The sequence below is a fragment of the Helicobacter pylori genome (assembly GCF_002832345.1).
GTDB lineage: Bacteria > Campylobacterota > Campylobacteria > Campylobacterales > Helicobacteraceae > Helicobacter > Helicobacter pylori_CP.
Map to the genome: position 1 here is coordinate 25,588 of NZ_PHLZ01000021.1, position 9,104 is coordinate 34,691.

Here is a 9,104-nt window from a genome sequence, read left to right on the forward strand (position 1 = left end):
ACCCCTTTTATTGATCTTTTTCTTCTAACAAACGCTGGAAATAAAGCTCTTTAGCGTTTTTTTGCGTCATAGCGGCTTCAATTTTAGCCTTAATTTTAGGAGGTAAATCCAACTCCAATAACGCCGATAGCCCCATGCAAGGCTCTATTTTTTTCTCATTCAAAAGCACTAAAACCCACTCCCCTTGGATATTGCTTTTTTGCAACCGCTCTATGATTTGAGAAATTTCTCCTAAATAATACTGCTGGTGGAGTTTGGTAAGCTCTTTAGCCGCAAACAAATGCATGCCTTGAGCCAGATCGTTTAAATCCTTTAAAGTCTCCAACAATCGGTGCGGGCTTTCATAAAAAACCACCGGGGTTTTTTCTTCTAAATACGCTAAAGCGTTTAAAATTTTAGCGATTTTTAAGCGCCTTTCCTTACTCTTATGAGGTAAAAAGCCGGCGTAAAAAAACCGCCCTTCTAAAAACCCGCTCGCGCAAAACGCCGTAGTGAGCGCGTTAGCCCCAGGCAAAACATCGTATTGAATGTTATGTTTTAAAGCGTAAGCGGCTAAACTCATGCCTGGATCGCTCAAACTTGGCATGCCTGCATCGCTCATCACAGCGATTTCTTTGTCAAAAAAAGAAGGCTCTATTTGGTTTAAAAATTCCTGATCGTTGTGTGAATGGAAGGCGATAAACTCCCTTTTTTTAGTAGCGATATTAGGGAAAGAATGGCTGATAATAGGGTTTTGTGCGAGCAAGTGCAACAACCTCTTACTCACCCTTGTATCCTCGCATAAAAAAACCTCGCAACGCTCTAAAACTTCTAGAGTGCGTAGCGTGATGTCAGCGAGATTACCTATAGGAGTAGGCAAAAAATACAGCACAAAAAGCCACGCTTTTTAAAAGAGTTACTTCAAGTTGTAGCGTTGCTTGAATTTTTCTACTCTCCCTGCAGTGTCAGCGATTTTATCGCTACCGGTATAGAAAGGGTGGCAAAAGCTAGAAATATCAATACGCATTTCAGGTTTAGTGCTTAAAACTTCAATTTCTTTCCCGCTCGTTACACAAGTAACTTTGCATGGGATATATTCGGGGTGAATGCCTTTTTTCATCAAGTATCCTTTATTTTTAAATTTAAACTTAAAATTATAGCGCAAGTAACAACAAATTAAAACCACTCTAAAATTAAAATAAAATTTGACTTTGTTAAAGAAATTATGATAGCATAGCAAAGCATTACGAAATTCAATACTTGTGGCATGCACCACTTATTAGCATCTTTTGGTTACACTAATTTTTTAAGAATGCTTTAGCTTTTTGTATTTTTATCTTAATTGCAACAAACTAGAAATCTCTTTTTGTTAAAAGGAAATTTAATGAACGAAAACGCGCCTACGCACAAAAGTTCGCACAAAGTCAAAACGCACACGCCAGTGAGCGGTTATCACATTGAAGATTTACGCACCTACCCTACTGAAAAGCTTTTAGAAATCGCTAACAAGCTCAAAGTAGAAAACCCCCAAGAATTCAAACGACAAGACTTGATGTTTGAAATTTTAAAAACCCAAGTCACGCAAGGCGGATACATTCTTTTTACCGGGATTTTAGAAATCATGCCTGATGGCTATGGCTTTTTAAGAGGGTTTGATGGGAGTTTTTCAGACGGGCATAACGACACTTATGTCAGCCCTTCTCAAATCAGGCGCTTTGCCTTAAGGAATGGCGATATTGTTACCGGTCAAGTGCGATCTCCTAAAGACCAGGAAAAATACTACGCCCTTTTAAAAATAGAAGCCATCAATTACTTGCCTTTAGATGAGATTAAAAACCGCCCTTTGTTTGACAATTTAACCCCCCTATTCCCTGATGAACAAATCAAATTAGAATACGAACCCACTAAAGTTACCGGCAGAATGCTGGATTTATTCAGCCCTGTGGGGAAAGGTCAAAGGGCTTTGATCGTTGCACCACCACGAACCGGGAAAACAGAGCTGATGAAAGAACTCGCCCAAGGCATCACCTCTAACCACCCTGAAGTGGAGCTGATTATCCTTTTAGTGGATGAGCGCCCTGAAGAAGTTACGGATATGCAACGAAGCGTTAAGGGTCAAGTTTTTAGCTCCACTTTTGATTTGCCCGCCAATAACCACATAAGAATCGCTGAATTGGTTTTAGAAAGGGCTAAAAGGCGAGTGGAAATGGGCAAAGATGTGGTGGTTTTATTGGATTCTATCACCCGTTTAGCAAGGGCGTATAACGCCGTAACGCCTTCAAGCGGTAAGGTTTTAAGCGGGGGCGTGGATGCGAACGCCTTGCACAGGCCCAAGCGCTTTTTTGGAGCCGCAAGGAATATTGAAGAAGGCGGGAGCTTGACGATTATCGCTACGGCGTTGATTGAAACGGGATCCAGAATGGATGAGGTGATTTTTGAAGAATTTAAAGGCACCGGGAATAGCGAAATCGTTTTAGCGAGAAATATTGCGGACAGGCGCATTTACCCGGCCTTTGATATTTTAAAATCCGGCACACGAAAAGATAATATCTTGCTTGGCAAAGACCGATTGACTAAAGTGTGGGTTTTAAGGAATGTGATGCAACAAATGGATGACATAGAAGCCTTAAGCTTTGTGTATTCTAAAATGCAACAAACTAAGGACAATGAAGAATTTTTAAATTTAATGAATGAAAAATAAAATCCCTAATTAATCCCATTAAATTAAAAAAAGTGTCATGAAAATAGGCATTTTTGATAGCGGTGTGGGAGGGTTTAGCGTTTTAAAAAGCCTTTTAAAAGCGCAACTATTTGATGAAATCATCTATTATGGCGATAGTGCTAGAGTGCCTTATGGCACTAAAGACCCCACCACGATCAAGCAATTTGGCTTAGAGACTTTGGATTTTTTCAAACCGCACCAGATTGGATTGTTGATTGTGGCATGCAACACAGCGAGCGCTCTAGCTTTAGAAGAGATGCAAAAGCATTCCAAAATCCCTATTGTGGGCGTGATTGAGCCAAGCATTTTAGCGATCAAACAACAAGTAAAAAATAAAAACGCCCCTATTTTAGTGCTAGGGACAAAAGCGACGATTCAATCCAACGCTTATGACAACGCCCTGAAACAACAAGGCTATTTGAATGTTTCGCATTTAGCCACTTCTCTTTTTGTGCCTTTGATTGAAGAAAGTATTTTAGAGGGCGAATTGTTAGAAACTTGCATGCGTTATTATTTCACTCCCTTAAAGATTTTACCTGAAGTGATTATTTTAGGTTGCACGCATTTTCCCTTGATCGCTCAAAAAATTGAGGGCTATTTTATGGGGCATTTTGCCCTTTCAACGCCCCCCCTACTCATCCATTCTGGCGACGCTATTGTAGAATATTTGCAACAAAAATACGCCCTTAAGAAAAACGCTTGCGCATTCCCTAAAGTGGAATTTCATGCGAGCGGCGATGTGGTTTGGCTAGAAAAACAAGCTAAAGAATGGCTCAAATTGTAACGCTAATAAAAATTTAAGGTCAAATAACTCAATTCCCAAAAAGGGTTATCTCTCACATTATAAGGGTATTGTGTTGATTATAAAGCGCTTTAGAGAGATCCATGAAAGCGTTTTGAAGCGAAGAATGTCTGATGATTATCTTTGGAAAAGATTACCTATCTACAGACTTGCAAAATAGCGCTAAAGATATTCTTCTCATCGCTTCGCAAATTCTCAAAGAAAGACTTTTTGCCCACAAAAATGAGATTTTCTTTTGCCCTAGAAATAGCTACATTCAAGCGTTTAGAATCTAGCAAGAAAGAAAGATTACCACAAGTTTTCACGGTGGAATAAATAATAATATCTGCCTCTTCACCTTGAAAGGCATCCACAGCGTCTATTTTGAGCCAATCAAAATTCTTGAAGCCGCATTTTTCCACTTCTGATCGCAAGCGTCTTTTTTGGGCATTATAAGGTGTGATAATTCCTATGGTTTTTCTGATTTTTCTTTGGTTAAGAGCGCGATTGATTTGCTCTAAAAGCTCTATGATTTTTTGAACTTGATTTTTGTTATAGCTACTTGTTTTTTCTAGTTTATGCTCTCTTTATAACCCTTAATTAATTCCGCATTATAGCCCGACCCACTAGCACAATCAAATTTAATTTTTATCAAAGGGTTAAGTTTTTTTGGGGCAGGAAATATCCATGCAGACCTTAAAGAACAAAGCTTTTCGTTAGTGTCTGTCGGGATATTTTAAGTTAAAAAACCCCTTGCTTTTAGCAAGGGGTGGTTTTTGCGTTTTTGGTATTCCTTAATCCTTTAAGATTTTTGGAAACCACCTTTTGTATTAACATTTTTGATTCCATGCTCTGCATTTTCTCCTGCCAAGCAGTAATATCCTGTAGAAAATGCATTGGTTAAAAATTGCGTAAAGCCAGACTTAATGTCTTTTGCGGCATTGTTCAACTTGGTGGAAAACTTGAACGAATCAGAATAATCTTTCATATTTTTCTGGTTGAAGCCAATTTTATCATACTCTGACAAAGGAACGCTTCCTACATTATGCGCAACTATCTTATCATTCACGAGCTTGAGCCACTCAGGGTTTTTTTGCGTTAGCATGCCGGTCGCTTTTTCATTGATTGCTCCATTTTTGATATTGCTATTAATGCGTGTGTGGCTGTTAGTAGCGTAATTGTCCAATTTCGCTGACAAACTAGCAGGCACTTTTTTTGCACTTTCAGCCCATAGATTCACAGGATTGTTTTTTGCAGAATCTTTGAGATTGTCTATCGTTTGCTCTAGATTGCCAAAAAAACCTGCTTTAGCTTCTGATACCGCTTGATTGAGATTGTCAATTTTCTGAGCCAATTCTTGATTCCTTGAAAGCCCTACCTTACTGAGATCATCAACTTTAGAATGCCTTTTCAAAGGGAAAGGTCCGCCGAGATCATCAATCGTAGCATAAATGGGTTCAGGGCTAGCTGAAATCCCTACCTTACTGAGATCATCAACTTTATCATGCCTTTTCAAAGGGAAGCCCGCTTGCCCTACACCACCCAAACCACTTGCTGCTTGATTGAGTTGGTCAATTTTTGCATTTACCTTTTTAGCAACTTGAGCGTAAATGGGTTCTTCAAGGCTAGCTGCTTGCTCTGTTTTCTTTTTATTAACTTTAGCGTAAATGGGTTCGTTTTTGAGTCCATTATTGTTATTGTTATTGAAATTTCCAAGTTTTGCATTCAACTCTTTCTTGATGTCCGAAAAGTTTTTAGAAAGAGTTGTGGCTTCTGCTTTAGATAACCCATTACCGACTAGGGTTCCATTCACACCATTCTTAACGGATTGGTATAGTGCAGAATTTTTTCCAGTATTGAAATCTTCATTTTTTTGAGCTTGTTGAGCCAATTGCTCCTTTGAGAAGTTTTTGAGATCGGCTAACGCTTGATTTACTCTACTGAAATCACCCGTTGCTTTAGCCACTGATACCGCCGAACTGAGATTGTCAACTTTATCCGTTACCTTTTGATTGATGATCACATCTTTAACGGAATTTTCAAGGTCGCTTTTTGCTTGCGTTACCTTGCTGAAATCCTTATTTTTGCCATTTTTGAATTCATTCAAAGCTGCATTAAGGTTTTCAACTTTTGAAATCCATTCTGGATTGATACCTAAATCTTTCACCGAGCCTTTAAGGGCTTTTAGCGTTTCTTCTGCCTTGCTGAAATCCTTATTTTTGCCATTTTTGAATTCATCAAAAGATTTACTAAAGTCTTTCAAATTCTTGTTGATTTTTTCAAGTTTATCAGACAATTCCCTTTTGATGCCTTTAAGATTCTGAGCGTGAGCGATTGCTCTTGCGTCCCTATTAGCCTCTTTATTGATCAACGCAAAAATCTCATCTTTTTGGCTGTTAGCTTGAGATTTCGCTTCCATTTTGTTTTTGTTGCCGCTTTTGCTCTCCAAATTTTTCGCTACTTCTTTCTCTAAATGCTCTCGTTTCCTTAGAGATTTTTCAAGATCTTTCTGAGCTTTTTTCACTTCGTCATAATTGCCTGTGTTTTTAGCTTCAGCTACAGCTTTATTGAAGCTTAAAGCTTTTCCAACCAATTCTTTGTTGCTGCTCAAAAAATCTTTGATGAGCTTATTAGCTTCTTGTGGGGACAATCCTTTAGTGATTAGTTTGTCCTCTAAATTCCGCCTTACGAAACTAGTGATAGCGAGATTATTTAAATCAGGCAAATTAAAGACAGCTACCTTGTCAAAGCCTGCTTCTAAATGGGAAACGCCATTTGTAACGCCTACACCCTTATTGGGATTCTTGGAGGCGTTGGTGTATTTGAAATTAGAATAATCAACAAACATCACGCCATCATGTTTTAGGTTACCTTGAAGAGTAACATTTTTCTCCCTATCCAAAGCTTTATCTGCTTTTTTCCCATAATCTTTGAGAGTGTAGCTCAAATCCCCATTACCAAACTCAGTAATTAAAGCTGAATGTTTTGGGTCTTTTTTAGAAACAAAAGCAATACGATCATTCCCTAGGGCGTCTAAATAAGCCTTAGAGTCTTTTTGGAAATCCTTAATCTCAGTTCGGAATTTTTCCTTCTCTTTCTCGCTCAAGTTGTCTAATTTAGCATTATTTTGTGCAAGAAATTCCATGAAATCTATTTTGTTTCGGATCTCTTCTTGACTCAATGCTCGTTGTGAGCCTGTGAGTTGGTCTTCTTTGTAGAGATAAAAACTAGGGTTATTAATCCCTTTCTCACCACCTGCTATGACTAAGCCACTGCCGTTTTTCATATGCACATTAATTATTGTAGCCACATTGTTACCTTGTTGGTCTTTATAACCAACGGTGGCGTTCCAATCGTGCTTGGCTCCAAAACCACCATTGCCCGCATACAATAATGAAACTTTTTCAGGTTCTATGCCATTATGACTCCCCATTAACACAGAAGACAGAGCGTTATTGTGAATCAATAATTGATTGAACTTGTAATTAGGATCAATGTCAGCGACTCCCTCAACATCTAACATTTCCATATCGCCAAGAGTGAATTTAGAAAAATTACCCCTTTCATCAAGCAAATCCCTAGATTCAGGCGGTAAGCCTTGTATGTGGGTGGTGGTAGTGGCTATATCTGGTTGGACATGGGGAACTGGTTCTTGATTGATTGCTTCTTTGACATCAGAAGATTGTTTTTTGTCAAATATAAATGATAAAAAAATATCCAACCAATCCCCACCAGTAGGCCCTCCATTTTTTTCTGCTTCTTGCCTTTCTTTCAAGGATTCATCAAATACGCCCATGAACTTTTGATCCGTTCGGATTTGATTCCCTATGATGATTCCTGCAAAAGATTGTTTGGCAGATTTCAAAAACTCTGCTTTTTCTTTGTCATCAGGGATAGGGGGTTGTATGATATTTTCCATAAAATTTCGGATCGATCGGGTGTTGATTTTAGACGGATCGTTTTGATGGGACACCCAACTTGTGAAAATTCGGTAACGCTGATCCCCAAATTTCTGAAAGCTCTTTGTGGAAGATTCTACATCAATGAGAGCGTCTTTGTTGATTAAATCATTGCTCTTATTGATAAAGTCTGAAAAATACTGATTCTTTTTGGTAGGATTTTTGATCGCTTTATTGGAGTATTCTTCCCTTAATTGCGAGATTCCATCAAAAGCTTGCCTGTTATCTCTATCATTCTTATCAACGATTGGTTTTTGATCAGGATCGTATGAAGCGACAGCGTTATCAACTTTAAGAAAAGCGACTTGAAGATTATTGATAAATTGCTGCGGGTTAAAAGCCGCTTCGGTTTGTGGTTGTTGGTTAATGGTTTCGTTAGTCATTGTTTCTCCTTACTATACCTAGTTTCATACCTATCGGTATCTTATTGGTATCAAAAACTGCTAAAAACTACTACACACTTGAGTAGTCAAGTCATGTCTTTGAACATCATCATTATACCACAATATTTAGAACAAGGTGTAACAAGCCTACTATAATTTTAATTCAAGAAGTCTAACTAAAATAAAAGGAGAAATTTTAGTTAGGGCTTTATTATAGCAAAAATTATCAAGGATTACAAAGGGTAGCGTTTATGGTTTGGATTTAGGGCGTTATTGTGATTGTTTTGAGTTTCATTTACTTTTTGTTTCATAATAAATCTTAACTATCATAGACGCATGATTAAAGTATGTAAGTTATTAAAAATTTTAAAACAAAAGAATATAAAATGAAAACCATTAGAAATAGCGTGTTCATTGGATCTTCTTTACTCGGCGGTTGCACTAGCGTTGAGACTTATTTTGACGCTTTGCGTGTCGCTTGCATTAAAGACGCTGTTATAGAGAAAGAAGTGTGCTACACGCCCAAAGACTTTGGTAGCTCTTATTTTAGCAATCAAACTGATATTGGGTTTTAGGGTTTTTTCTTCTTAAAAAATGTTTTGGCTTTTTTGTTAAATGTTGATTGAGCCAAGCATTTCAAGATATTTCAAAATAAAGAAAAATTAAAATAAACTAAAGTCAATCAAACTCAAGCTCTCATCTAGGATCTTTGAGTATTTTAAAAGTCATGCGATGGATCGGTAGATTATAAAGTTATGGCTCACCATAAAGTAAAGCATTCAAAAAAATAAGTTTGCAATTTAGGAGCGTTTTGAAGCGAAGAATATCTAATGATTATCTTTGGAAAAGATTACCTATCTACAGACTTGCAAAATAGCGCTAAAGATATTCTTCTCATCGCTTTGTAAATTCTCAAAGAAAGACTTTTTACCCACAAAAATGAGATTTTCTTTTGCCCTAGAAATAACTACATTCAAGCGTTTAGAATCTAGCAAGAAAGAAAGATTACCACAAGTTTTCACGGTGGAATAAATAATAATATCTGCCTCTTCACCTTGAAAGGCATCCACAGCGTCTATTTTGAGCCAATCAAAATTCTTGAAGCCGCATTTTTCCACTTCTGATCGCAAGCGTCTTTTTTGGGCATTATAAGGTGTGATAATTCCTATGGTTTTTCTGATTTTTCTTTGGTTAAGAGCGCGATTGATTTGCTCTAAAAGCTCTATGATTTTTTGAACTTGATTTTTGTTATAGCTACTTGTTTTTTCTAGTTTATGCTC

The 9,104-nt window shown here is 37.6% G+C and carries 8 protein-coding genes; 3 read left to right on the forward strand and 5 right to left on the reverse strand.

All coding sequences use genetic code 11. The features are described from left to right. Positions 1–7 precede the first annotated feature (7 nt). Together rsmI and rpmE are read right to left on the reverse strand one after the other, a co-directional pair. Complete coding sequence (rsmI, locus tag CXY28_RS06510) at positions 8–871, reverse strand: 16S rRNA (cytidine(1402)-2'-O)-methyltransferase (RefSeq protein ID WP_050825521.1); 864 nt, start codon at positions 869–871, stop codon at positions 8–10. 24 nt (positions 872–895) lie between these two features. After that, positions 896–1,099 (reverse strand): 50S ribosomal protein L31, encoded by a 204-nt coding sequence (gene rpmE, locus CXY28_RS06515; RefSeq protein WP_000715278.1) that lies wholly within the window; start codon positions 1,097–1,099, stop codon positions 896–898. A 264-nt stretch (positions 1,100–1,363) separates the two neighbouring features. On the opposite strand from rpmE, the gene rho reads away from it, so the two are divergent. Continuing rightward, the gene (gene rho, locus CXY28_RS06520) at positions 1,364–2,680 is read left to right on the forward strand and encodes a transcription termination factor Rho (RefSeq protein WP_100980076.1); all 1,317 of its coding nucleotides are present in this window, start codon (positions 1,364–1,366) and stop codon (positions 2,678–2,680) included. A gap of 37 nt (positions 2,681–2,717) precedes the next feature. Next, entirely contained in the window at positions 2,718–3,485 is a 768-nt protein-coding gene (murI, locus tag CXY28_RS06525; protein WP_100980078.1) for a glutamate racemase, read from the forward strand. A gap of 155 nt (positions 3,486–3,640) precedes the next feature. Here murI and CXY28_RS06530 read toward each other — a convergent pair whose 3' ends face one another. Both CXY28_RS06530 and cagA read right to left on the reverse strand, forming a co-directional pair. Then, positions 3,641–4,015: a C-terminal helicase domain-containing protein gene (locus tag CXY28_RS06530; RefSeq protein ID WP_100980080.1), complete on the reverse strand. Its 375-nt coding sequence runs from the start codon at positions 4,013–4,015 to the stop codon at positions 3,641–3,643. Positions 4,016–4,284: 269 nt separating this feature from the next. After that, a complete protein-coding gene (cagA, locus tag CXY28_RS06540) occupies positions 4,285–7,824 on the reverse strand; it encodes a type IV secretion system oncogenic effector CagA (RefSeq protein WP_100980082.1) in 3,540 nt (1,179 codons plus the stop codon). Between the two features lie 386 nt (positions 7,825–8,210). Between cagA and CXY28_RS06545 the strand changes: the two genes are divergently transcribed. Continuing rightward, positions 8,211–8,399, forward strand: a complete 189-nt coding sequence (locus tag CXY28_RS06545) for an urease-enhancing factor (RefSeq protein ID WP_100980084.1) — start codon at positions 8,211–8,213, stop codon at positions 8,397–8,399. A gap of 279 nt (positions 8,400–8,678) precedes the next feature. Here CXY28_RS06545 and CXY28_RS06550 read toward each other — a convergent pair whose 3' ends face one another. Beyond that, complete coding sequence (locus CXY28_RS06550; RefSeq protein WP_100980090.1) at positions 8,679–9,053, reverse strand: C-terminal helicase domain-containing protein; 375 nt, start codon at positions 9,051–9,053, stop codon at positions 8,679–8,681. Positions 9,054–9,104 lie beyond the last annotated feature (51 nt).